The 23764-nt window shown below is 50.3% G+C and carries 22 protein-coding genes, 1 tRNA gene and 2 pseudogenes; 10 read left to right on the forward strand and 15 right to left on the reverse strand.

Annotated elements, in window-relative coordinates; all coding sequences use genetic code 11:
* Window positions 1-531 (forward strand): OB-fold nucleic acid binding domain-containing protein (locus GTP69_RS27165; protein WP_229261171.1); only part of this gene is annotated, 531 nt, incomplete at its 5' end.
* 238 nt (window positions 532-769) lie between these two features.
* The gene (locus tag GTP69_RS27170; RefSeq protein WP_161057815.1) at window positions 770-1564 is read left to right on the forward strand and encodes a DNA-binding protein; all 795 of its coding nucleotides are present in this window, start codon (window positions 770-772) and stop codon (window positions 1562-1564) included.
* A 353-nt stretch (window positions 1565-1917) separates the two neighbouring features.
* On the opposite strand, the gene GTP69_RS27175 is transcribed toward GTP69_RS27170, so the two are convergent.
* Window positions 1918-3510, reverse strand: a complete 1593-nt coding sequence (locus GTP69_RS27175; RefSeq protein WP_161057816.1) for an amidohydrolase family protein — start codon at window positions 3508-3510, stop codon at window positions 1918-1920.
* A gap of 829 nt (window positions 3511-4339) precedes the next feature.
* Entirely contained in the window at window positions 4340-5869 is a 1530-nt protein-coding gene (locus GTP69_RS27180) for a recombinase family protein (RefSeq protein ID WP_161057817.1), read from the reverse strand.
* A 483-nt stretch (window positions 5870-6352) separates the two neighbouring features.
* Here GTP69_RS27180 and GTP69_RS27185 point away from each other — a divergent pair, with 483 nt between their 5' ends.
* Together GTP69_RS27185 and GTP69_RS31895 are read left to right on the forward strand one after the other, a co-directional pair.
* The gene (locus tag GTP69_RS27185; protein WP_161057818.1) at window positions 6353-6496 is read left to right on the forward strand and encodes a hypothetical protein; all 144 of its coding nucleotides are present in this window, start codon (window positions 6353-6355) and stop codon (window positions 6494-6496) included.
* A gap of 689 nt (window positions 6497-7185) precedes the next feature.
* Window positions 7186-7506: pseudogene (locus GTP69_RS31895) on the forward strand (IS21 family transposase); the annotation flags it as partial.
* A 332-nt stretch (window positions 7507-7838) separates the two neighbouring features.
* Here GTP69_RS31895 and galE read toward each other — a convergent pair.
* From galE to GTP69_RS27225, 8 genes are all read right to left on the reverse strand, one after another.
* Complete coding sequence (galE, locus tag GTP69_RS27190) at window positions 7839-8840, reverse strand: UDP-glucose 4-epimerase GalE (RefSeq protein WP_161057819.1); 1002 nt, start codon at window positions 8838-8840, stop codon at window positions 7839-7841.
* 435 nt (window positions 8841-9275) lie between these two features.
* A complete protein-coding gene (locus tag GTP69_RS27195; protein ID WP_161057820.1) occupies window positions 9276-9794 on the reverse strand; it encodes a hypothetical protein in 519 nt (172 codons plus the stop codon).
* A gap of 45 nt (window positions 9795-9839) precedes the next feature.
* Window positions 9840-10436, reverse strand: coding sequence for a phage tail tip lysozyme (locus tag GTP69_RS27200; protein WP_161057821.1), 597 nt, complete (start codon window positions 10434-10436; stop codon window positions 9840-9842).
* 66 nt (window positions 10437-10502) lie between these two features.
* Complete coding sequence (locus GTP69_RS27205; protein ID WP_161057822.1) at window positions 10503-11948, reverse strand: HlyD family type I secretion periplasmic adaptor subunit; 1446 nt, start codon at window positions 11946-11948, stop codon at window positions 10503-10505.
* Window positions 11911-14130 (reverse strand): peptidase domain-containing ABC transporter, encoded by a 2220-nt coding sequence (locus GTP69_RS27210; protein ID WP_161057823.1) that lies wholly within the window; start codon window positions 14128-14130, stop codon window positions 11911-11913. The genes GTP69_RS27205 and GTP69_RS27210 overlap by 38 nt, the downstream gene beginning before the upstream one ends.
* A gap of 91 nt (window positions 14131-14221) precedes the next feature.
* On the reverse strand, window positions 14222-16060 hold the full coding sequence (locus tag GTP69_RS27215; RefSeq protein WP_161057824.1) for a glycosyltransferase family 2 protein: 1839 nt from the start codon (window positions 16058-16060) through the stop codon (window positions 14222-14224).
* Between the two features lie 41 nt (window positions 16061-16101).
* A complete protein-coding gene (locus GTP69_RS27220) occupies window positions 16102-16548 on the reverse strand; it encodes a toxin-activating lysine-acyltransferase (RefSeq protein WP_161057825.1) in 447 nt (148 codons plus the stop codon).
* A complete protein-coding gene (locus GTP69_RS27225; RefSeq protein ID WP_161057826.1) occupies window positions 16538-18238 on the reverse strand; it encodes a hypothetical protein in 1701 nt (566 codons plus the stop codon). Before GTP69_RS27225 ends, GTP69_RS27220 begins: the two co-directional genes overlap by 11 nt.
* Before the next feature lie 434 nt (window positions 18239-18672).
* Here GTP69_RS27225 and GTP69_RS31900 point away from each other — a divergent pair, with 434 nt between their 5' ends.
* Entirely contained in the window at window positions 18673-19068 is a 396-nt protein-coding gene (locus tag GTP69_RS31900) for a transposase (RefSeq protein WP_161057827.1), read from the forward strand.
* Window positions 19069-19232: 164 nt separating this feature from the next.
* Here GTP69_RS31900 and GTP69_RS27235 read toward each other — a convergent pair whose 3' ends face one another.
* From GTP69_RS27235 to GTP69_RS31905, 4 genes are all read right to left on the reverse strand, one after another.
* Window positions 19233-19400 (reverse strand): hypothetical protein, encoded by a 168-nt coding sequence (locus GTP69_RS27235; protein WP_161057828.1) that lies wholly within the window; start codon window positions 19398-19400, stop codon window positions 19233-19235.
* A gap of 34 nt (window positions 19401-19434) precedes the next feature.
* Entirely contained in the window at window positions 19435-19656 is a 222-nt protein-coding gene (locus tag GTP69_RS27240; protein ID WP_161057829.1) for a hypothetical protein, read from the reverse strand.
* Window positions 19617-19868 (reverse strand): transposase, encoded by a 252-nt coding sequence (locus tag GTP69_RS27245; RefSeq protein WP_161057830.1) that lies wholly within the window; start codon window positions 19866-19868, stop codon window positions 19617-19619. Before GTP69_RS27245 ends, GTP69_RS27240 begins: the two co-directional genes overlap by 40 nt.
* 130 nt (window positions 19869-19998) lie before the next feature.
* A complete protein-coding gene (locus tag GTP69_RS31905) occupies window positions 19999-20400 on the reverse strand; it encodes a phosphotransferase (protein WP_371868156.1) in 402 nt (133 codons plus the stop codon).
* A 37-nt stretch (window positions 20401-20437) separates the two neighbouring features.
* Here GTP69_RS31905 and GTP69_RS31520 point away from each other — a divergent pair.
* From GTP69_RS31520 to GTP69_RS27270, 5 genes and pseudogenes are all read left to right on the forward strand, one after another.
* Window positions 20438-21096, forward strand: a pseudogene (locus GTP69_RS31520) (IS3 family transposase); the annotation flags it as partial.
* A 190-nt stretch (window positions 21097-21286) separates the two neighbouring features.
* Window positions 21287-21427 (forward strand): helix-turn-helix domain-containing protein, encoded by a 141-nt coding sequence (locus GTP69_RS27260; RefSeq protein ID WP_229261174.1) that lies wholly within the window; start codon window positions 21287-21289, stop codon window positions 21425-21427.
* 19 nt (window positions 21428-21446) lie between these two features.
* Window positions 21447-21638 carry a hypothetical protein gene (locus tag GTP69_RS31950; RefSeq protein WP_503826650.1) on the forward strand — a complete coding sequence of 64 codons (192 nt, stop codon included), beginning with the start codon at window positions 21447-21449 and terminating at the stop codon, window positions 21636-21638.
* 497 nt (window positions 21639-22135) lie between these two features.
* Window positions 22136-22342 carry an excisionase gene (locus GTP69_RS27265; RefSeq protein ID WP_202424592.1) on the forward strand — a complete coding sequence of 69 codons (207 nt, stop codon included), beginning with the start codon at window positions 22136-22138 and terminating at the stop codon, window positions 22340-22342.
* A complete protein-coding gene (locus GTP69_RS27270) occupies window positions 22300-23538 on the forward strand; it encodes an Arm DNA-binding domain-containing protein (protein ID WP_161057834.1) in 1239 nt (412 codons plus the stop codon). Before GTP69_RS27265 ends, GTP69_RS27270 begins: the two co-directional genes overlap by 43 nt.
* Window positions 23539-23663: 125 nt before the next feature.
* Here GTP69_RS27270 and GTP69_RS27275 read toward each other — a convergent pair.
* Window positions 23664-23738, reverse strand: a tRNA-Val gene (locus GTP69_RS27275).
* Between the last annotated feature and the right edge of the window lie 26 nt (window positions 23739-23764).

Below are 23764 nucleotides of genomic sequence, written 5' to 3' on the forward strand. Positions count from 1 at the left end.
CTCGGCGGCAACCGCCGCGAAGCGCTGTGGCACGCCGCCGGCAGCACGCCGGACAAGGGCCTGCTGCGCGAGGCTCACATCGCCGAACAGGCGCTGCGGCTGCCGGCGCCGTCCGAAGCGGAAGACCTGGTGGCCGACTACCGCCACCTCGGCCTGACCCTGGGCCGCCACCCACTGAGCTTCCTGCGCGAACGCCTGCGCGCGCTGCGCTTCATGCCGGCCGAGGTGCTGCAGCACTACCGCGACGGCCAGCTGGCGCGCGGCTGCGGCCTGGTCACCGTGCGCCAGCGCCCCGGCACCGCCAAGGGCGTGGTGTTCCTCACCATGGAGGACGAGACCGGCAACGTCAACGTCATCGTCTGGCCCAGCCTGGTCGAACAACAGCGCCGCGAAGTGATGGGCGCCCGCCTGCTGGGCGTTTACGGCCAGTGGCAGGAAGCGAACAACGTGCGCCACCTGGTGGCCAAGCGCCTGGTCGACCTGAGCCACCTGCTCGGCGAACTCGATACCCGCAGCCGCGATTTTCAGTAGGGACGCTATCGAGATGCACCGGCGCCAGCCGCTTGCTCGTCCATCGACTGTCCGGCATGACTCTTCTTATTCTTATTACTCGTTGTTACCATTATTTCGCGTTGCCTTATCACTATCACGAGCGATCATTACCGAATGCGCCACCGTAATAAGCAGAAATCGACGTCGCTTAGACGTACCGCAAACCAGCGCCTAACCGAAGCGTTAGCGTGAATGCCTGACTGACGCAGGAGAAGCCATGGACGCCCGCATACGCGAACGGATTTTCGCCGCCGCCGATCGGCTGCAGCAGACGAACGGCGGCGGGGACGGCTTTCCCACCGTCGGCGCGGTGCGGGAACTCGCCAAGGTCAACATGAACGACGCCTGCGTCGGCATGCGCGATTGGCGCAAGGCGCAAACAGCGCAGGTGGCGCCGGTCTGCGTCGAAGTCCCCGCACCGCTGCAACAAGCCAGCGCCGACGCTCTGCAAGCGCTGTGGCAGGCGGCCACGGCGTTGGCCAACGACACCCTGCAAGCGGCGCAATCCGCCTGGCAAGCCGAGCGCACCGAACTGGAAGCGTTGAACCAGCAGGTCGCCAGCGCCTTCGAAACGCAGGCGCAGGAACTCGAAGACCTGAAAACACTGGTTGGACGCGCTCAAGCGGAATGCGCACAATCAATGGCGGACATGAAGGCGACCCAGCAACGCGCCGACGCGCTATCTCAAGAAGACACGCTGCTGCGCGCCGCTGCCGAGCATGCACGGTCCCGGATCACGGAACTTGAACAGCATGCGGAGGTTCTTCGGCGCGAACACGGCCAGTTGCTCATGGCGGTAATCAGCGCCAACCGATACATCGACGAGATGCGCCAGATGCACACGCGGGAATTGCACGACCTGAAGGCAGATCAGGCCGCAGCCCTGCAACAGGTATCCGACGCCCACACGGCCTGTGGTCCGATGCTCGCGGTGGCACGCGAAGAGGCAGCCAGCCTGCGCGGGGAACTGACCGCACTCAGGGCACAAGGCATTGGTCGCCGGGATGCTTGAGCCGATCGCAAGTCATCCGCCGCAGACGGTCGCGCAGTCGCACGGATTAGCTGCAACGAGTCAAGGCAAGGTGGTTAGTGCATGCACGTAACGCTTCCAATTTCGTCGACCAGACAATCAACTCTTGCAGCGTCGCGGCTGATCATTCGGCCTGTTGTCGCCGCTACAGCAGTCTTCCAAACGGTCTGATGAAACAGTTGCCGCATCGCCGCAACATGCGACATCTGTCAGCCTTCCGCTCGCAGTTCACGCCGCGCACCGATACGTTGAGCTCGCCCGATCAGCACGGCCGGCGGGTTGCGGACTGAGGTATCCATCGACATCCCGCCCATCACGTATCGGCGAGCAGCTCGTTACAGCGCTTCCTTGAGAAACGCCGGCAGATTGGGATTCGCCTTCAGCCGCGCGTTAAACGACGGATCGTCGACCGCGGTGATCGGATCGAGCTGCATCGGATCCACGCGTTCGGGCGAAGTCGACGCCAGCAACGAACGGGCGTCCGGTATGGCATCGTTGAACTCCAGGTCCAGCGTGCTGTCATCGCGCGTGGCGAGCACGCTCAGCGCCGTCTGCGCGGGCACCGCCGCCGCCAGTTCCGGCAAATGCCGCAAGCCATAATCCAGCTTGGCGATCGCCGTCGCCAGTGACATGCCGCCCATTGCGTCGTTGCCCGGCTCGGTCAAATCCAGGAAGTACTGCTTCGTTCCGACCGTGAACAGTTCACTGGTCTCGGGCGTGCCCACGGCGAACCCGCCCGCCTCTCCTAAACGGAGCCGACCGTCGATCAGCACCGCGCGGATGGCGTCCTCGCGCGCGTCGATCAGTGCCGCGTACGGATCCTCATGCGTCCCCTCGATGACCAGCAAGTCGGCGCGCAGTCCAGGCGTGATCCGCCCGATGTGCCGGTCCCAGCCAATCATCCGCGCCGGATTGACGGTGACCATGCTGACCAGTTCTTCGGACGAAAACAGATCGCCCAGCGTGCGGCTGACGGATCGCGCGACCTTCAACTCGCCCAGCATATTCTTGCAGCCACTCGGTGCCCAGTCGACACCCAGCGCGATGGGGATGCCGCGCCGCTTCGCCTCCGCGATCCGTACGGTCTCGCCGTATAGCAGGAAATTGCTGGTGGGCGACCACACCATGCCGGCGGCGGCCGCAAGCTGGTCGAAGTCGGCCGGCTGCAGACCAACACAGTGGATGCAGATCAGCGACGGCGTGATGGCCCAGCTACCATCCGCCAATTGCAGATCGCGAAACCGCGCGCGGGCATCCGCATCCGTGCCCTCGCTGAGGTGATAGAAGAACGGCTTACCGCGCGCCAGCGCCGGCACCAGCTCGGTCGCGATCTGCGCCGGCAGGTAGTCCAGCGTCTGGCCACCGCACGCCGCCCAATCCGCGTCGGCGGGATGTTCGACGTTGCGCACCAGCCCTTCGAAATAGGTGCGGAAGCCATCCCGCGTCGAGGCGGAGATGCCTTGCCCCGTCGTGACGCCGCCCAGCAGGCTACGGCACTCTGCAAACCGGACGATGGCCCGCGTGTAGTCCTTGTCGGGATTTTTCGCCAGGATGGAGGCCGGCAACGCAATATCATGCGCGTAGGCTGGCTGCTCGTTGCGCCACTGGTTCCGGTTCGTATAGCGGCGCGACACGGACCACAGCGGCACAAAATTGTAGGTCAGATGGTTGTGCAGGTCCACCAGGCCGGGAAAGATGGTGCCGGCGGTCTCCACCGGCACGACACCGTCGAATTCGGGCGGCACCGCCGCATCGGCCGTTAGCACGTGGGTGATCGTATTGCCGGCAATGCAGACCTTGCCGCGCCGCACTATCCCCACCGCAGGATCCATGCTCACCACATCCCCGCGCAGCACGGTGTTGTACACTGCATCGCTTCGCAGTAATGCCGTGCCAGCCCGCATAGTCTCGCCGTTGAAAACAATCATCGATGTTCTCCGTGTGATCAGTGAAGGAAAAAGCCGACGGCAACCCGCCGTTGACGGCACCTCGCCACGCCTCATGTGGTTAGCCTCCGGAAGAATAGCATCTCGCCCGGACCGCAAAATGCGCGAATGATCACGCCGCTACTCGCGATGGTGAGCACGCCCAGGCGTGGCTGGCCACGCGGCGGAATGTGTCGTGGGCGCCGACCAGCCGTCCTTCCTAGCAACTAACCGTGCCGTCCGAGTGGAAACGCTCAGTGGCGCCCACTGCTAGCTGATTGCAGTGGCGGCGCATCACAGTCACCACGGCCGCAACGCATTGCCGCTGACGCCGCGCAAACCGACTTTCCGTAAACGGCTTACGATGACTCTGTCAGCGACCACCGGTGGGTTTGTGTCTCCTGGTCCCCCGTGTCTTACCGGCTGGGCGCTGGCCCTTTCCCGCAACACCCCGCGCCGAGCTTGCGGCCGGTGACCAACCGCGTTGTACACGGCTGGCCCTCGGCCGCTTTTTTTTCCGTGTCGCCATTACGCATCGCACCACCTCAAAAGCTTCGCGCATTCATCCGTGTCGGCGGCCATTCCCGCGAAGCGTTCGGATAACAGAGACGCATCGCAACTATGCGAAGGATTGACGACGTCCACCAGAAGTCACGTCGCATGCACCGTGCCGCTTACTAAGCCATATCGACGTAAGTCCATCCATCGCCAACAACGCGTCGGCCACCGGCATTGCCCCACGAACCTTGGCGTTGGTAGCTTAGACGTGTCGCCGCCATTCGCAGTGCAATGATCATCGGCTTCCCAACAGACATCATGCGGAGCACGCGTCTCAAGACAAGCCGAAAATCTGTGCCAAATTATCGTGGCATGCATGAGCCACGCGCGCCATGCTCCGCTCCGTGATGAACATTGCATCCTGTGAAAACTCATCAGCCGCCAGCAGCACGTAGCGCTCGATGTGCTTGTTATCGCAATCCATCAATCCACACAGCACAAAATTCGCCGGCATCGCCAGGCGCAAAGGTATCCGCCAGCGTCGCACTCCTGCGGCGTCCTGGCGGCAGAACGCCAGCACGACCTTCACCCGCACCCTGTCGTTGAGCAAAACGGTGTTATGCCACGCGGTGGCGTCGGCGGTTCCGCCGGCCAGCACCGCATAACGCCTCACCTCGGAAAGCAGGTCTGCCGCCAGCAAGCGGCTGTTACGGGCATGCAGCGCACCGCCCGCACTGTCCACCGGCGGCAGTCCGGCGGCGGCATACGCGCGCGAATACCCGCCGAATAGCGCGTGGATGGTGCCGCCGCCCGGCAGGGAAGGATCGCGACGGCAGAGCGCTATGCTGATCGTGCCATGGCGCTGATAAAGCGTGCGCAACTGCAGCAGCACAGCTTCGCGCTGCGGTCCCCTGTCGCGAAGGCGCCTGATCTCCTGTGCCCGATCAAACATGGAATGATCAACGATGGCCGGGAGTGCGTCGTGACAGCAGATCCACTCGGCTGGGTGATTACGGGCAATAGCTTTACCCATGCGGCGCGTGGTCTGGTTATACAGCAGGTCGCCGCAGTATCGCGGATTGACCAGAATGCGGCGCACGGCGGTGGCGCTCCAGGGCACGCCGGGCAGGCGCGATGTGCCTTCCTTGCGCAACAACGCGGCGATACGCCGGTCGCTCAAGTCTTGCTCGACGTACAGTTGGTAGATCCGGCGCACCATCGCCACTTCATCTGCCGGTCCGGGAACCAATGCGACGCGGTCGGTCAAGGCGGACTTGCGCTCTCCCGCCAGCAGCGGCGTACGCGTCGCGCCATCCACCGGCACGGAGACCCGGCGCAAGCCATATCCCGGCTTGCCGCCCTGCTTGTAGCCCATGCTGGCAAAACGGGACTGGGCCGCCAGCACCTTGGCGCCCAGCTCGCGGCTGTATTCCGCCGCCATGATGCGCTTGATGCCTTTCAATAGCGCATTCATCGGCATGCCATCGGCGACGAATGCCTCGGCGCAATAGAGCACGGACACGCCGTTGCGGCGACACAGGTGTTCGTAGTACGCGCTTTCGTCAACATCCTGGAACCGCCCCCAACGACTTACGTCGTAGACCAGTACCACAGAAAATCCGCAGTGCGCGGCAGTCACCTCGTTCAACAGCGATAGCAGTCCCGGGCGGTTCTCCAGCCTCAATCCGCTGCGTCCTGCGTCAACAAACGTGCGCACCACCGCCAAGCGCCGCTCGTCGGCGTAGCGGCCTATCGCATCCAACTGGTACTGGATCGAACAGTCCTGCGCCGCCGTCGACATGCGCACGTAGGCTGCGGCCGACCGCTTGGACGGCGCATCGCCCGGCACCGCGACTGTCTCCATAGCGTCTCCACCGGGCATCCGCGGCCCCCCAAAGCGCGTATCAGAAAAAACGAACATCGATCACTCGAAAAACAAATTACCTGACAACGTCAACGCGCGCGTTGCGCTAGGCCAAGCGATGCACGCAGTCCCAGCGTTGCCGAAATGGCAGGCAAGAACGCGTGGAAAGTTAAGCATCAAGCGGTGATACCCGCGACATTGCCGGGTTTTTCTGGCGCACGGCCCGCTGGGTTTACCGCGAGCGAACGCAGTACGAGTCATCGCCTTGATACTGTGCTTATGGGGATCGCATTTATGAAATGCACCGCCGATCGCAAAACAATTTCCGCCGCCAGCAAAGGTGGATGATAATATCGACAATTACCGTCAGGGTCCGCTATGTGCCATACCGACCACAGTGAGTATAGTGGCTGGCAAATCACCATTCGGTGCTCACGACGCAACGGAGCGGAACCCAAGCTTCGATCGGCAGCATTTACTGCGATGGCGCAAGCCGAACTGCAATCGGGCGAAAATCCAGCCGACTGGGTCGATCGACGCATGCAGGTCATAAGCACTGGCAATTGCGCCTTTGATAACGCCGCTCTCTGCGTGCTCGTCCTGCTCGCCGTGGTGAAGGAAGTCTGACGCGCTGAGACGCTGAGACGACAGCGGACTTCCCCTGCTTCGTTCTAGGTCTCTTGCGTGCCCGGCACATCTTATGAGACCGCCCATTTTCTTGAATATGGCCCGATACACGCTACCAGATACCTGCATCGAGGCATCAGCAGTCGCGCAAGCCGAGCAAGCAAAGCGTACAGCCTGCGCAATGGAACAAGCGGCGAAAGCCGCCATCAAATCCGCTGCGGTGGCATGACGGGAGGCTGAGGCATCTAAAACATCAGTAAGGTAAACAATGGTGGCAGCTATGGCGGAAGGCGTTGGTCGCTGGTAACAGCGGAAAGTTGTGCTATTACGATTGCGCCGGCAATGAAACTGTTTTAATAGCTGTCAACTATCGTCACGATCACAACCGGACCTGCTCAGCTTGGACATGGAAGTTGCTCTCATCGTTAAGGCGATTGGCGTTGCCGGACGGGTGGCAGACGTCAGCAATCATACGGAGGCTGCGAATAGTTGTCTCGTCCATGATGTGGGTACAGTTGTGGTTGCGATGTAGGCAGTGTTGGAAAACGGCGACCACGTATAGGACCAGCCTGCTGAAATGCTGATCACCTTGACCGACGAGGCCCCCGGCAAACTGCTCGTAAGCCGCGTCTACAACGCCGGCCATGTTTAAGACGCAATCCTACTGACGACATTGCGTGGGGATTGGAGTGATCGACGTGGCACGCTATGCATTATTCGACGCTGGCACATTCGCGACCAGGTTCCGGTGAGACAGATCGCCCGGCGTTTGGGTATCTCCAGTAACACCGTCAGATGCTATCTCCGTGCGGAGATGGTAGAGCCAACCTCCCCTGAGAGGCGCGGCGCCAGCCATCGACAAATACGCCTTCCAGCTCGCTGCTCTGCTCAAAACCGAGGCCAGCAGGAATCGCTAGCAACGACGTACTCTAAAACAGATACACGAAGTCCTGATGGAATTGGGGTTTGAGGGATCTTATGACCGCGTCGCGGCATTCGCGAGAGTCTGGGGAGAAGGTCAAATTGAACGGGTCAATTCAGCGAGCAAACGAACACCCTGTGAGGCTAACGGCCTGCGTGTGAGGCTAACGGCCTGCGATCTGCCCACCCCCCGGCGGCCTAAGTCACGTGCATTACGCGCTCTATCTTTACCAGTTCTGCTTCTGTTGGACTTTGTAGTCCAAATAAGCTGAAGGTGTAAGTTCCCTTTTCCTGGCTGAGTTGGGCCATGGCCTCCGTCGTCAGGGCACTCATACAGCCAGTTTACCGAAACTCTGCATCAACTGGCAATGATGGCGATTTGTGCAACAAAGCCAATCCGAAATAGCACGTTTGCGGACAGTTACTGGCACGATCGAACGTGAAATCTCCATGCGTCTTCACACATTTGTTTCACATTGCGCGATGCCTTCCACCCCAATTCCTTTTCCGCTAAACTCGAATCCGCAAAATATTGATCAATATCGCCTAGTCGCCGTGGCGCAATCAAATAGGGAACCTTTTCTCCAGTCGCGTTCTCAAACGCCTGCACGATTTGCAAAACTGAGGTTCCCACGCCTGTTCCCAAATTATATTTAACCACACCGAAGGTATTTTTCAACTTTTGCAAAGCCTGCAAGTGTCCCCGGGCCAGATCTACAACATGTATGTAATCGCGGATAGCGCTACCATCAAGGGTATTGTAATCATTTCCATAGATAGACAAGACATCTCGATGTTTCGCTGCAACTTGGACAACATATGGGATTAAATTATTAGGAATTCCTTTTGGGGCGTCACCGATCAGACCGCTTGGATGTGCGCCTACGGGATTAAAAAAACGTAGTATTGCAATGCGCCACGAAGCATCGGAATTTACCTTATCCTGAAGAATTTGCTCTACCATTAATTTACTCATCCCATAAGGAGAATTCGGCTTTAAAGGAAAACTTTCCGTAATCGCCGAGCTACTAGGAATTCCGTACACAGTTGCGGAAGAGCTAAACACCAGCATCTTTATCCCTGTCCTTTCCATAGCCTTTAGCAAAACTATGGTTCCACATACATTATTCTCATAGTATTTAATGGGATCCCGTATTGACTCATGTAATGATTTAGCACCAGCGAGATGAATCACGGCATCAAATCGTTCATTTGACAATATTCCACACATACAAACGAAATCTCGTACATCGGCTTTAATGAATTTTACTTCTCTTCCAGAAATAATGTTGATTTTTTCGAGGGTATAAAAATAACTATTATCTAAATTATCTACAATAGTTACATCATTACCATCGAGCATCAACTCCACTGAAATATGTGACCCGATATAACCCAAACCTCCAGTTACCAGAATTTTCATGAAATAATTACAATAATTTCCATTAATAATTTACAACTTAAAACAATTTACAAAATTCATATATTTTTAAAAATTACAAGACCCATACAAACTCAGAATATCTAGAATCAATTTTTTTGTAAATTGTGAAAAATCAAAATTAAGATTCCTGCCAAAATTAAAATTAATGAAGTTGGCTTTGAACGCCAGCTTATGTCCAGGATTTTTACGTTTGCTAATTCGCTGTCACCAATTTACGAACGGCAGCTTAAACTATTGTCTCAGGTTTAATAATCAATGGAGCAATTTTCCGTGCAACTCAACAGATCAACGCTCCGATTTTTAGGTTGTCAAAAAACATCGTAAATCAGGATTGAAATTACGGATCCAACGATAAAGCGTCGGATCCGTCTGATCTGCCGTTTTTAGATAAAAGTCATACGCTCAACGTTAACTTTAATTTTTACTTGTGCATGCTTTTAATTCCCAAAGCCCTCTTGGCAGCAACTCACGCTTGCCTTCCACCTCGGAATCTGTGAGCGCCGAATTAAAATAATATAAATCAGCGCCCAATTGTGGCAAGAATATGTACTCAGGGGATTCATTGGAACTGACCAAGACCTCAGACTTTATATCTAATTTTTTGTTCAGTGAAAAAAACGAAATAGGAGGAACTTTCGAAGCACCATGAGTAGGAACTGGTTGCATGCCTCTTTGAGGCTCAGCTATTGGTAACAAATAAGTGTCTGTATACCCATTACCCATGTCCATTTGAAACCAATAGCTTCGTCCAGTCGTTTTAGAACTAACAAAGAAGGCTAAATCACCCATAGCACTCTTAATTTTCCGAAATCCCGCAGTATAAGCGTCGCTGCCCCTCATTTCATACACAGCGCTTTCTGGATAGCAAGTAGCAGCAGCGCAATAATTTGCACTTAACGTCAAAAATAAGCAAAAAGAAGAAAATGCTTTCATAGAAATATCTCACAAAAAAATTAACCCGAATTAACCATTCTTATTTTAGCCGTAAAATTCATTGGAATTCGTGTAAATTACAGTAACGTTCGGAGTTCTCTCAGGAGTGGCAAAGCCATACATGTTATCATTCCAGACCAGATCATAGTAGCCATCATAATGTGCGCCACCAGCGTAAAAACTCATATGCCCGTTTGAAACTCGTGGAACATAGTCCGTAGTACGCCAAATAGATATTGCAGGAGAGGAAATCGACGGCGTTGCACCTACGCCATCATGATGTTTTAGATAAAGATATTCGTTTCTCGTCATAGAAGAAGGAATATTTTGATTTTGTGCCGGATCGCTAAACCAACTGGAATATTTTGTAATTTCTCGATACATTGCAGCGATCTGATTATTCGCATCATTTTTCGCTCCTAAATCAGCATTGTAAGTAGACCAAGTCGAATCTGTATATTGAAACAAACCGCTTGCGGTTGTAGAAGAATTCTGGGCTGATGGATCGAATCTAGATTCAATATATGCGACGCGAACTGCATATTCTATTTCACTGGAGCCGTAACCGTGATTACTACCATATGCAATAATTTTTTGTTCAACAGCCAATTGCTCTTTGGTAAAGTTAAAAGTGGCGCTCAAAATATTCTCCTAAATATGAGAAGTTAATGAATAACTATTTTGCCTTCTCAAAACAAAATAGAATGCTTATCGATCTTTTACTGCGCTAGAAAAATTACTTACGATTGGCGCAATCAAAAAATCGATTATTCTTCGGCGATCAGTCTTAATATCAGCAACAAGAGTCATTCCTGAAACCAAGGGAAATGAAACGCCCTCATGCTTTATCGCCAACAGTTCTGGTTTAATCCTAATGCGATATAGAACGCTACTTCGCGAGGGAACACTCTTGGTTTTACGTGATAAATCCGTGTCGGCGGAGCTATAATTCATATCCTCCGCGTCAGGACTAATTTGCACAACAGTGCCATTAATCGAACCATACCGATGAGAAGGGTAACCATCGATTTTTATTACAACTTTCTGGTTGATTTCGACAAAACCAACATCTTCATTCGGGAGCACAGCCTCAACAATTAAATCTGCGGAAGATGGCACAATTTTTGCCACTGTTTGCCCGGCACCCAAAACAGAACCGATCGTAGAAACTTCAACATTCTGCAATGTTCCGTCGACTGGTGAACGTAGTTCGCGTTGCGAAGCTAATTGCCGCAATTTTGTGAGATCAGCTTCAAACTGTATTAGGTCACTGCGTCTTTTTGATATTTCAGCCAGAATTTCGCCGCGCCATTCTTGAGAAATTTGGACGATACGCTGCTCTGCCGCACGAACTTCCTCCTTCGCTTCTACAACTTTATTTGTACCCAAATCGATATCATTTTCTGCCTGAACTAAAGAATCCTTTAATCTGAGATAATCAAACTTAGGCATCACTTCGCCGACATAGGGTCTAATCTTCTCCTCTCTTTCTCGAATAGTAATTAATAATTTATTTGACTTAAGCAGTGTGTCTTCAGATGTATTTAACGCCGATTTTTTAGTGTGTAATGAGTTTCTGGCCTCGGCAACACGCGCAGCATGCATCATGTCGCGAGAGGTGTAGAGTGCATCTTGGAGAGAGCGTTGTGGATCAGAAATAGCTAAATCATCATAGTTCGCTTTTTTTCCATCTAGTTCAGCCTCAAAACGTCTTAATTCAATTTTAGTTAGGTTAATTTTCTCAATGAGGCTGTTCAGATTAGCCTCATTCATCAACGGATCCAGTTTCAATAAAACTTGACCTCTTTTGACGTACTGCCCCTCAGTCATCAATATAGACGAAACTACTCCCCCATCCACCGCTTGCACTGACTTTATATGGCCAGCAGGAACTAGACGCCCTTGGGCTTGGGCATAGACATCGATGGTGCCTATAAATCCCCAAATAATTGCTATAACAGCGCCCGTAGCAATTGTCGCCGAAAGCCAACGCGCGGCTGTGACCGGTGGGGTTTCCTGAATTCGTATAATTTCAGGTAAAAACTCCAGTTCGCTTTTCGCGAGCTGAAATGAATTTCCCGTTTTATTATTGCCTAAGACGTATTTTCGGATTGTGTCAAGCAGCGCACGAGACTGGAAAAACGGTGAAATCATTTAATAAATCCTGCTGAAAAAATAAGTTATAGTAGTGACCTTTTAAAGCAATCAACTCTAGATGATTTCCACTCTCTACTATCGATCCTTTATCTAAAACAAAAATAACGTCAGCATTTCGTATCGTTGAAAGTCGATGAGCAATAATGAAGACGGTTCGACCGTTGCATATCTCACTCAAATTTTTCTGTATCAAACTTTCCGATTCACTATCCAGTGCGCTAGTGGCTTCGTCAAAGATTAGAACTCGAGGATCGGTAATTAATGCGCGAGCAATCGCTATACGTTGACGTTGGCCACCAGATAGTGCGATTCCACGCTCTCCTGTTTGAGTATCGTAACCTCCCGGCATTGTGGAAATAAAATCGTGCGCACCAGCAAGCTTTGCAGCACGAATTACTTCTTCAGCAGTAGCAAAAGGTTTTTGGATAGTAATATTTTCTGATATCGATCCAGAAAATAGGTGGTTATCTTGTAATACAACGCCTATCTGGGACCGAAGCCATGCAGGATCTCGAGACGATAAATCATTACCATCGACCAAAATTTCACCCGTCTCAGGTCGATAAAGTTGTTGCATTAATTTAGAAAGAGTACTTTTCCCACAACCGCTTCGTCCAACAATTCCCACTGTCTGACCAGGCAACACGCTGAATGTGAGTCTATTTAAAGCAGGCGCACCTTTGGGACTATATCTAAATACAACATTTGAAAACTCGATTTTTCCGAAAATTGAATCGCTAGAGCTAGCGGTTACGGATTTCGCCGTTTCAGTCCGACCATTCATGATGTCGCCAAGCTTTTCCACAGAAATTTTTACGTTATTTAGTTCCTGCCATACCTGCACCAGGCGGATTATAGGTTGAATAACTCGAGCCGCTAACATCTGAAAAGCGATAAGTTCACCAACACTCAATTCGTTCGCTATAACCAAGCTAGCACCCTTCCATAATATAGCTAAGGTAGCAAATCGCTGAATGAGTTGCCCAATTGAAACCAGTATCGCGTTTGTATTTGATGAAGAAAAGGAGGCGGAGGCGTGCTTTGCCAACATTTTCGACCAACGCGAGCTAAGTATTGGCTCAATGGCCAATGATTTTACCGTTTGGATACCTGTTACTATTTCTACTAAAAACGATTGATTTTGCGCGGAGCAATCATGAAGTTTTTTTATGGTGCGTTCCATTTTTGGCCTTGCTAAAACTGTCAGCGCAATAAAAAATGGCAATGTGCACATTACGACTATTGTTAACTCAGCGCTATATGAAAATAGGACTAGTAAAAAAATGCCAATAAAAAATGTATCGACTACAACGCCAGCGGAAGCACCAGTTAAGAATTGTCTGATACTGTCCATTTCACGTATGTTTGCAACCGTATCGCCAACACGACGTCGTTCAAAATACTTGAGAGGAAGCCCAAGCAAATGTGCGAATACTTTTGATCCTAAAAGAACGTCAATGCGCGTTCCAGTATGAGCCGTAAAATAGCCCTGCAGATACGACAGTATCGACTCAAAAATAATGATAACGGCCATTCCCAATCCCAGAACATGCAGGGTAGAAATGTTTTGATGTACTACCACCTTATCAAATATTACTTGGGTTAATAAAGGTGTGGCAAATGAAAATATCTGGACAAATAAAGCAGCAATAATGATTTCAACGAAAATACGTTTGTGTTGGAAAATTGGTTCTCGGAACCATCCAATATCGAATTTTCTATTGGTGTCCACTTCAGAACCGTGGCATTTTAGAAGTATTACATTCCCTGTCCAATTAGCTTCTAGAGTAGCTTGATCTAATATTTTTGGCGTCTCTGGCGAACGTGGATCATGAATCGCAATCTGAGACATAAAATGTTGGACAATCACGAAGTACGTTCCATCTCGAAATTGGGCTATCGCAGGTAAAGGCGCTTTTTTCAGCCTAGTCCACGAAAAGCGCGATTCCTTTGCTTTAATTTTTAATTCCTTTGCAGCGAGCGCTATTTCATAATTTCCTAACGAGGACGGCATAGCGCCCACAGAGCGTTTTAGTTTTTTCGGATCTGCTCTAATATCATGAAATGCCGCAGCGAAGCATAAACACTCAATAGCTCCGAAATTAAACTGGTTATTAGCATTCTCTGACTTTCTATCAGAATCAACGTTTTTATTTTCGCTGGGGAAAAACGCATTCATGTTTATTCGTTCTTTCACATCAATACTTCAAAGAAGGCATCATACGGCGTCCGCCTGGTATTTCTAATTTTCTTTTCTATTTTCACGTTATCTATGATAAGTGATTCATATTATTTAAAACCCTTAAGGCGCTAGCATAACTAATGTTTTTTACTTTAAGTGCCATGGCGAGATCTGGCAACTCATTGGTTAGGTTTTCGCAAGAGAAGAATCCATGGTCGATATAATAATATCCAATGGAACCTTCTACTTGGACTAAATATGGGCGATAGTCAAATAATTCGTCACCGTTGAATTGAAAAACCGTTAGCATATTCAAGACACTGAAATGCTCTGCTAACTCAAATCCCCACTCTATAAGAATTGATCTTATTGCACTTGCTAATAGGAGCGTTTCGTCTTTTGCTCGGAAATAAACATCCGGTGATAAATTTTCTACGGCAGAATAGGAACGATCTTGTATGACTTTATTTGCATTTTTTTTGTTAGCGCTTAAAAAATATGCGCTGTTTTCTGCACCAGAAAATCGCGGGATTTTGCCGAAAAAAATATCTACTCCGTCAACGTCATGGTCAAAACCATGAAATAGCGCTGCATTCGATATATTTACTAATATCCTCCCAGCGTGGATTTCGAATTTTTTACATATTTCATCCACAAAAGTGGCCATTCGAAGGCGGCCTAGCTCCAGATTAACGGCATCCAATACGACCACTGCGTTAATTCGAAGTTCATCATCTATTGTTTCTGATAGATCTAAAAAGTTGATTCTTTCATCTATATTTACTTGTTTAATTTTTTTACACTTATATATAAGTTTGTTTTTGGCATTAGAGTACATTTTATTATTAGAAAAAATAATAATTGGTCTATCACCAACGTCGGTTAGTTCAAGAACGCGACAGAGCAAATTAGAATCGCATGCATTAAATTCAAAAAATTCCTTTGATGAACCAATCGAACCTTTAATCAACGAAGCCACCTTGTATTCCACTAGCGGAATATTTTTTACGTTTGACGCAAATTTAGGCGTTACACAACGCACCAGCTGTTGCTGTAGAAATTCGTCAATATCAATTAATTCGCGCGACTCCTCGCAAACAGGTTTAACAACTGGATTGTTATCCAGTATATTAACGTAGGCTTTATATTCAGATCCACCGTTAAAATGCTCACCCCTAATCGACTCAGCTTGAGCGTAGCCAGAAAATTGCTGAAGATACTTAAAATGCAACGTGGCTACCGGCGTTGAGGAAAAGGTTGCTCCATCAATGTAGTGAGCCCCCTGCAGGAGATGCGTACCGTTTAAATTGTGGAAAAACGATATTTTATTCAAGCAGGGTTCGATTCCAAAAATGCGTTTTCTCATTCCACCTTTACTGTGTATTGGATAAATTCCACGTAGTGGATGGTGAAGGTTATCAAGAGCTATGACTGGATCGTAGTACCTAAATTTATCGATTGGATTTTCATCATCATGAAGGAAATTTTCTTTTATATCGGTTGTCGAATACATGTCAAATAAAATAGACGACACAGCTGTTGCACCTTCTAAGCTTAGCTGGATGGCGAAATCTTTAAGACTGCGATGTTGACATCCCGGGAAAATAAAATATTCATCAAAATCAGCAACGACGCACCACTGTCCAACATTCAATCGGAGTAATGCTCTAATCCAATCATGGCCGCAATTGGCTTCTCCATACGCCTGGGAGGTACACCAGAGTTCCACGTCCGGTTGAGCTTCAAGGAATTCGCGAGTTCCATCAGTCGATTCGTTATCTACGAGACAAAATCGTTTTACGCCTAAAGAACGATAGTGCCTCAAAAATGAAGGCGCTCTGATCATTTCATTTCGGCCTACGCCCAATAAAACGATATCGTCGCAGGAGATAGTTCCCAAAGAACTTTGTGATATTAATTTAATCAAGATTATTTTAAATTCAATTATGCAAATTACATTAAAAATAACTATATTGAACGCCGAAAATATTTTCTTAATGTATTTCGTCCTGGCGCCGCAGCAAAGAAATTGATTTCCTTACTTTCACGAAAAACATTTTTTTTAATGTCTCTGCATATATTTTTAAAATGTCCAAATGGTGCTAGCAAATCAATTATCCATAATGATTTGCCTTCGTTCCATTCACTGATATGCATTTTATAATTATTTTCTTCTTTGAATTTTTTTTCTACGTCATCCGACAAATAGGCCCAAATTACGTATCCAACGGGAACTCCCATATCGTTAAAATAGACTTTAACATTTCTATGTGCTATTGCAGGAAGTACTACATCTGTTAAATAGGCTGTACCGAGATGTTGGTGAGATGAGGCAGTAGCAATAATCTGAAAAATATTTCCGCATATTATTGCTCGGATTTTTGACTTATCTGACTGTTTGTTGTCAATTTTCAATGTACTGAGCATATTTTTCAAATAGATCGATCTGGGACGGTGTTAGTTTTGTAAAAGGCCCTCGAACTAGCAGATCTTTTATTTTGACTTCCACATTATTGATATGCAATCCGTGTTTCAAGTCAAGCCTCAAATTTTCAAAGCATGCGTCTAATTCTATTGGACCTTTCTCCTCTTCCCCAAAATGAAAATTTGCAATCTTGGCAATTTTAGCAATATATTTGGGTACTGAATCATTTTTATCTATTATATTTTTTATGTCATTTTCAATTTTTGTTCTATACAACTCTGGAACAGAAATATTTCTACGCAGAGAATTTACTGTTCTATATATTTCTAGATTTTTTCTATTCGAAACTGGAACGCTATTGGAGAATTCCTCTTTAAGCTTCCAGTAGGAATTACAAAATTCTCGGTGTACATTTTTGTTTTTTATAAGTGATTCTGTAGTTTTGACTAATTGGTCTTTGGTATATGAAAATGCAGCAGTAGTTAGTATAGAACTCAAATGATTATTTCCCATATATTCAGGCATATGCCAGTGATTGGGAAAATCTATTTTAAACGGCTTAAACATTGCATCTTCTAAAATTTTGCTTATCGCTTTTGCCATGTCGGCTAGTAGCGTCGGATTAATATCCGGCATTTTATGCTCTGGTACTCCCGTTAGCTTTACCATCTCGACTTGTAAGCGGGAAAAATAGGTAAAATCATAAACCCTTGCCAACTCTTTACTATTTATAATGTCATTTGCTATTTTCCTAGGAGAATATTTTCTAATATAGAATATCAGTTCATCCATCCAATTTTTTGTGGAAGAATATTCTATTGTCATATCTGAATATATATTCGTTCCTATTTTTATCCTACCGTAGTCCGACACAGTCGATATTGTTCCAAAATCGATCCAACGGCCGTCCATCCCTATATTTGAAGCGGTAATAGTCCCGTGCATTATTTTTTTCGCACGCGCAGCTGCAAATTGCGATGCAATTCTGCGGCATATCTGAACCAAAAGCTTATTGATATGAGTTGATAATGATCCCTCATCGGACGTTATATTTTCTCTTTGTATATAATCATATAGACTGCTAATCGCTTTGCTGGTCCGAATTGAATCTGGAATAATTGCAATGGTTTGATCCCAAGAACCCGTAAAAAACACAGATCTCATATAATGTGCGGGGCGGATAATGAACTCTCTGAAGATCAAAGCTCGATCACTTAAGCCCTCTCCTTGGAAGTTTCTTGATCGAATAGTAGAGCCCGTGGTAATAATTCCCTTAACACGAGCGGCGCCATAAGGTAGTGCAATGTCACAAACTTCGCCCCACATCGCTTCTTGAATTCCTTCTTCGAGCGTAGATCCTCCGTAAGTGTGCCAATAGTCATCCGTTGCGCCTGCTAGAATGTTCTTCCCAATTCCCTTAATTTGGGTATCGCCAACGAGGCCACACCGTACGCCGCCTCCATTCAGGCCCAGTCCCGCTCCACCATACCTTTCAGCTAGAAATTCGCGTCTATCTGTACAGTAAATACTCGAATTTTCACCATCCATTGGAAGACAAAATGTGAGCTCCTTCATATGAGCATCACTGATAGGAAGTTGTGGATTCATCCATTTTGTTTGCGGGCATGCTAGCTTAGTAGCTTTAAATTTCAAGAATGATGAGTCCGGTAATTTGAGCATTTGTGGATTCTGATTTTAAAAAATGAGTTTTCGAGAAGTGGCTTCCTGAATATCTTAAGCTTCTAGTTTTAAGTTCTATTCGATTGAAAACTAATAGCTCTTCTTAGCGTATATATTTACGGGTATCAGATACCGATTTACTCATTGAAATTTTATTTTAGAAATATTACCAACATAGAACTATTTCAATTCTATCCAAATGTAATTTTTTATAAAGTTGTTAAAAATCACAAACCAGGTTGTTGAATTTCATAACTAGCTCGAGTCGTGGCACCTAGAAAAACCTCACCACGTCTGGTATCACGCGGACGAACCGATTCTGATGTGATAGCAATGATGAAACTTGGCCTGTTTGCCGCCCAAGAGCGGAAAGCCAGTCTCAATGAACTTGGCGACACGTTGCGTCTACTGGAGCAGCATGTTGACTCGCAGCGTTGCCCGCATCAGTCGATCATGCTGCGCTGCGCTCCAGCAACGAACGTGGCGGTCGCCCGCCGGTCCCGGCCGAACTGACGGTCCGGGTGCTGCTTATTCAGAAGCTGTTTAGCCTGAGCGATGAGCAAACGGAATTCCAACTGCTCGACCGCCTCAGCTTCCAGCGCTTTGTCGACTTGCGCCAAAGCAGCCAGATGCCTGACCGTTGCCACCATCTGGACCTTCAAGGAACGCCTGATCGAAGCCGGTGCCAGCGAGACCTTGTTACAGGCGGTAAGGCGAACGTGAGGCGGATGACTCCCATGCAGCGCACCAGCTTGCCGCCCATTGGGGCCAAAGCACCGAACACTTGTTCGACACAGGCGCGCGGTGTCGGTGGCGCTTCTTTTGTGTAGTGGTTATGCCCTTGGTGGCGCTGCCCTTGCGCTGGATATGGATATGCACACGCTGGCCTTCCTGTTTCAATTTTGCTCCCCGTTCGGCGATAAGGCGGCCACCATCCGCATAGACATCGCGGCTGGTGTTGGCGCGGTACAGCAGCGGCTAAAATACTGTGCCGTCAGTGACGGAGGCATGCGTGACGGCTTTTTTTCCGCATCAGCTTGTAGCGCTTGTCTACACTGGCGTGCAGCTTGCAGCCGAAGTGGTTCTTGCCGTCTTTCTTCGTCCAGTGCCCGTCGACATGCTTTTGCGCGCGTTTGTGCGGCTTCCAATTCAGCGGCATCATGCCTTCCTTGAAGATGTAGGCCTCCTCGTGCTTGTTACGTTGAACCGGCCGCTTGCACCAGCGAAGCCTCAACGATTTGGTCGCAGCGCGCCATGTAACCATGCCGTTGTAACGGCTGCTGGACCTGCTCGAAGATCTGGTTGCCCACTCCAGCCTGGGCTAGGCGGCCAAGGAACAGCCAGATCGTCTTGGCATACGGGACGCTGCTGCTTTCGGTCAGATCAAAAAATTGCAGGAAGCTGCGGCGGTCGAGCAATTGATATCCAACGCGTCATCAGCCAGGTTGTTGAGCTGCTGGAGCACCAAGATCTTAACTATCAACACCATCGGATATGAAGGACGGTCTCCCTTGGCCCGCGTTGGCCTCGGCGCCGCTGCATACATGCCGACGGCCAGCGCCTCGAAGTCCACGTGCTTTTTGAAGCTGACCAGCGGTCGCCGATTTTTGTAGCCGATCTTCGCGCTCATGTTTGGCAAACAGTCTGACCCGGGGCTTCATCATCGCGGGCACTCAATGGACGTGTAGAAGGCAGAATGCTACCGGTTCGGTCCAGTGGATTGTGGGGTTTTAGAGGTCGCCCGGTGTTGGCCGGGTCGATCACCGCCTCACATGCAACGTGTCGTGTTCGCTGGCGGCACTGATCTTGATTTTGCGAATGAACTTGTAACGTTTGTCGGCGCCGGCCGCGAGCTTGTAGCCGGAATAGGACGTGCGGTGTTTCTTGCTCCAGCGGGCGTCCACATCCTTCTGGCGCCGCTTCGAAAGCGTATCCTCTCGATCCAAGTCCGGCGCTTGGCCGCCACGCTTAGTGAATAACGCAAACCGCCGGTCTTCGCAATGATGTAGGGTCCCAGCGTTGAAGCTTAATGGCGGAACTACTGGAACGTCCTTCTTCGCAAAATCAAGCGAAAACATATGCTCCTCAAGAATACCCTTATCGCTCCAGCGCCCTGGCCGATAGAACTTGACGACGTATTGCCCCCGGTCTTCGGTCCATATCTGCTAGACCCCGTTCTCGAAGCTAACAAGAATAACACTTCGCGACTTGGGCGAGCGGTGCGGCATCAAGCGCGTTCACCGCATCATGCGCACGCCGGGGCTGCGCTCACAGACCGGATATGGCAAGCGCAAGTGGAAAGGCGACGGCGTGCCATCGGTGGCGGCGCCGAATCGTCTGTAGCGGCAACTTGATGTGCTTGAGAAAAACGGGTGTGGGTGACTGACATAACCTATATTCAACCCATGAAGGGTGGGTACATCTAGCAGTTGTGCTCGACTTGTTTTCACGCGAGGTGGTCGGGTGGTCGATGAGTTCGCGGATTGATACAGAGCTGGTAATGAATGCGCTGCTGATGGCGGTCTGGCAACGCAACCCGACCAATGCTGTAACGGTTCATTCGGATCAGGGCTCGCAGTACACCAGCAAGGAACGGCGCGATTTCTTGACGGCGCATCGGCTGGAGTCAAGCCTGAGCCGGCGTGGAAACTGGCATGATTGTGCTGTCGCTGAAAGTTTCTTCCAGCTTTTAACGCGAGCGCATCAAGCGAAAGACCTATGCAACCAGGGACGACGCCAGGCAAGACATCTTCGACTACATCGAGATGCTCTACAATCCGAAGCCGCGCCACGAATTTAATGGCAGGCTTTCGCCAGCAGAACTAGTTGTAAGTGGACTCCACGACCACGCCGAATAGCTCGTGCGCAGTATGGACCGAGCGCCGTGCAGATGGCTGCCAAATTGTTTGGTAACCGCTTGGTGTTAAATTGCACTGAAATCTGACCCGACCTCCCCACGAATTTGCAACGGAATCTGATCCACTTTAGTAGCACAACCCCCTGTCCTTTCGGCAGGCGATCGGAGTGATCGACGTGGCATTGCTAGGAATGATTCCACGCTGGCACCTTCGTGACCAGACTCCCATACGAGAGATTGCCCGACGACTCGGCATCTCGCGCAACACCGTCCGACGCTGCCTACGATCGGAAACAACTGCGTCCTCCTTATTCGGAGCGGCGATCATCTAGCGGCTTAGATAAATACTTGGTGCAGCTATCAGGCTGGCTAAAGGCTGAGACTACAAAGCCTCGTAAGCAGCGGCGCAATTTGAAGCAGCTCCATCTGGAACTGAGAGAACTCGGCTATGAAGAATCATACGACCGTGTGGCGGCGTTTGCCAGGCAGTGGAAGGCGGGTCAATTGGAATGGGTCAATTCTGCCAGCAAACGAACACTCTAGGTCCGGGATCTCGCCGTGAAGCTCGAGGTATCGCCGCCCCGACGACTTGAGCACGATCTGACACGCCGATGTCGGTTTTCGGTAATCGGACAGATCTGGGCGCCAAGCTACCAGCGTCCGGAACAATTGCATCAGGATCAGTGTATGCAGCGAGATTCGGATCAATGGCAAATAAATATTTAACGATATATACTATTTATATTGTTTATATTTATAAAATTACCTTCCACTAATTCGGGCAGAAATTCCACCGCGCTGACTGAAGAAACCGGCCGGGCGAGTGACTGCCACCATGACTGGAAAATCGTGGTCGCGGGATTTTACAAGGGAAAACCGCAAACGCGAAGCGGCGCGGGGGGAAGCGTGCGATCCACCGCACCGATGCCAGCCTTGATCTCCCTCATGACAGCGCCGTCGTCCCGAGCTATCTTAAACGAACAGATGACAAAATTACCTCATTCGTTACATAACTACAATCAACAAACCGGGAGATCGCCGTGAACCATCCAATAGCGTGGGTAAAAATCAAGAAGTACGAAGAACTCACCGGAGACACCGCAGCCTCGGTGCACGCCAGACGGCGGGCGGGAAAATGGCGCGACGGCGTGCAGTGCAAGGTGGTCGATGAAATGCTGTGGGTGAACCTGCCTGCGGCGGAAAAATGGGTGGAGACATGGGGGCAAGGAATAGCGGCCAGGGGATAGAGCTGCGCAAAGGAGCGCGGTCCGAGACCATCCGGATTGTCTTCTCGTTTGGCGGCAAGCGATGCCGCGAATCGCTGCCGCTCGCCCACACGAAGACCAATATCGCCTATGCGCGGCGCTTGCAGGCGGAGGTCACCATCGCCATCGCTCGCGGCACGTTCAGTTACGAGGAATTTTTCCCCAACTCGACGACCGCCAAAAAGACCCGTGCCGAACAGCAAGCAGCGGCGGCAGAAGCCTTAAGGAAAGCGCGCACCGTCGGTGATCTGGTACGCGAAGGACTGGATATTTCAAACAAAACCATCGAACACTCGTCCTACCTCTGCTACCAGGCAATCGCGAAAACCCACCTGTTCCCGCGCTGGGACGACACCGCGATTGACGACCTGACGGCCCGCGAGTTGCGGCGGTGGATCATGGAATTGCCCGGCAAGCGCAAGACCATTCAGTTGATCCTGACACCGCTTCGGAATGCGACAGCGCAGGCGGTCGCCGATGGCATCCTCGAGGAGGATCCATTCGATCACATCAAGCTCGCCCGACTGGTGTCGAAGGAACAGAAGACGTCCGATTTCAAAGCCGATCCGTTCGACATCGACGAGATCGAGGCCATACTGGCCGGCTGTAAGAACGAACAAGAGCGCAACATGTTCCTGTTCGCCTTCACTACCGGCACGCGGCCTTCCGAATACATTGCGCTGCGCTGGCCCTCCGTCAGCGCCCACCAGGTGCTGGTCGCCGAGACCTACGTCGACGGGCGTCAGAAACTGCGCGCCAAAACCGCCGCGAGTCTGCGTCCGATTGACATGCGCACCGGCGCCTTCAACGCGCTCGCATCGCAGTTCCAATACACGGGGACGTCGCAGGGCCTGGTGTTCCTGAATTCACGCACCGGCGATCAATGGGCCGGCGACAAACCGATCTACCGACGCTGGCAGCGTATATTGAAAGGCGCCGGCGTGCGTTTCCGCAATTCATACCAAACCCGCCATACCTTCGCATCGACGCTGCTGATGCTGGGCGCGGTCCCCCTGTATGTCGCAGGGCAGATGGGCCATACCGACACCAACATGATCACGCGACACTATGGCAAATGGATTAAGGCCGGCCTCGATGGAGATCGGCGGGCGCGATTGCTCAAGCTATATGGGCAGACTGATGTGCGCCGCACAAATGAGTTTCCGAAGTTTACATAGACAGCAGCGCGGTGCTGACGCGCCTTGAGACGGGGTGCGCGAATCGCATTGCCCCAAATTTGCCCCAAATTTTCACAGCGCAACATCAAAATCACGCTAAGTATTTGAAGAATAAAGAAGAATTCTGGTGGGAAGTGCAAGTTTCGAACTTGCGACCCCTGCAGTGTGAATGCAGTGCTCTACCCCTGAGCTAACCTCCCGTTGAGTGCGAGCATTATAGAGCTTG

This window comes from Duganella levis (genome assembly GCF_009857605.1).
GTDB classification, from domain to species: Bacteria; Pseudomonadota; Gammaproteobacteria; order Burkholderiales; family Burkholderiaceae_D; genus Rugamonas; species Rugamonas levis.

What these genes read in the sequence shown, in the direction of transcription:
- GTP69_RS27170 (WP_161057815.1), top strand. Translation starts at nt 770, where the DNA reads ATGGACGCCCGCATACGCGAACGGATTTTCGCCGCCGCCGATCGGCTG.
- GTP69_RS27175 (WP_161057816.1), bottom strand. Translation starts at nt 3,510, where the DNA reads ATGATTGTTTTCAACGGCGAGACTATGCGGGCTGGCACGGCATTACTG.
- GTP69_RS27180 (WP_161057817.1), bottom strand. Translation starts at nt 5,869, where the DNA reads ATGGAGACAGTCGCGGTGCCGGGCGATGCGCCGTCCAAGCGGTCGGCC.
- GTP69_RS27185 (WP_161057818.1), top strand. Translation starts at nt 6,353, where the DNA reads ATGGCGCAAGCCGAACTGCAATCGGGCGAAAATCCAGCCGACTGGGTC.
- galE (WP_161057819.1), bottom strand. Translation starts at nt 8,840, where the DNA reads ATGAAAATTCTGGTAACTGGAGGTTTGGGTTATATCGGGTCACATATT.
- GTP69_RS27195 (WP_161057820.1), bottom strand. Translation starts at nt 9,794, where the DNA reads ATGAAAGCATTTTCTTCTTTTTGCTTATTTTTGACGTTAAGTGCAAAT.
- GTP69_RS27205 (WP_161057822.1), bottom strand. Translation starts at nt 11,948, where the DNA reads ATGATTTCACCGTTTTTCCAGTCTCGTGCGCTGCTTGACACAATCCGA.
- GTP69_RS27210 (WP_161057823.1), bottom strand. Translation starts at nt 14,130, where the DNA reads ATGAATGCGTTTTTCCCCAGCGAAAATAAAAACGTTGATTCTGATAGA.
- GTP69_RS27225 (WP_161057826.1), bottom strand. Translation starts at nt 18,238, where the DNA reads ATGCTCAAATTACCGGACTCATCATTCTTGAAATTTAAAGCTACTAAG.
- GTP69_RS27235 (WP_161057828.1), bottom strand. Translation starts at nt 19,400, where the DNA reads ATGATGCCGCTGAATTGGAAGCCGCACAAACGCGCGCAAAAGCATGTC.
- GTP69_RS27245 (WP_161057830.1), bottom strand. Translation starts at nt 19,868, where the DNA reads ATGAGCGCGAAGATCGGCTACAAAAATCGGCGACCGCTGGTCAGCTTC.
- GTP69_RS27260 (WP_229261174.1), top strand. Translation starts at nt 21,287, where the DNA reads ATGATTCCACGCTGGCACCTTCGTGACCAGACTCCCATACGAGAGATT.
- GTP69_RS27270 (WP_161057834.1), top strand. Translation starts at nt 22,300, where the DNA reads ATGGGTGGAGACATGGGGGCAAGGAATAGCGGCCAGGGGATAGAGCTG.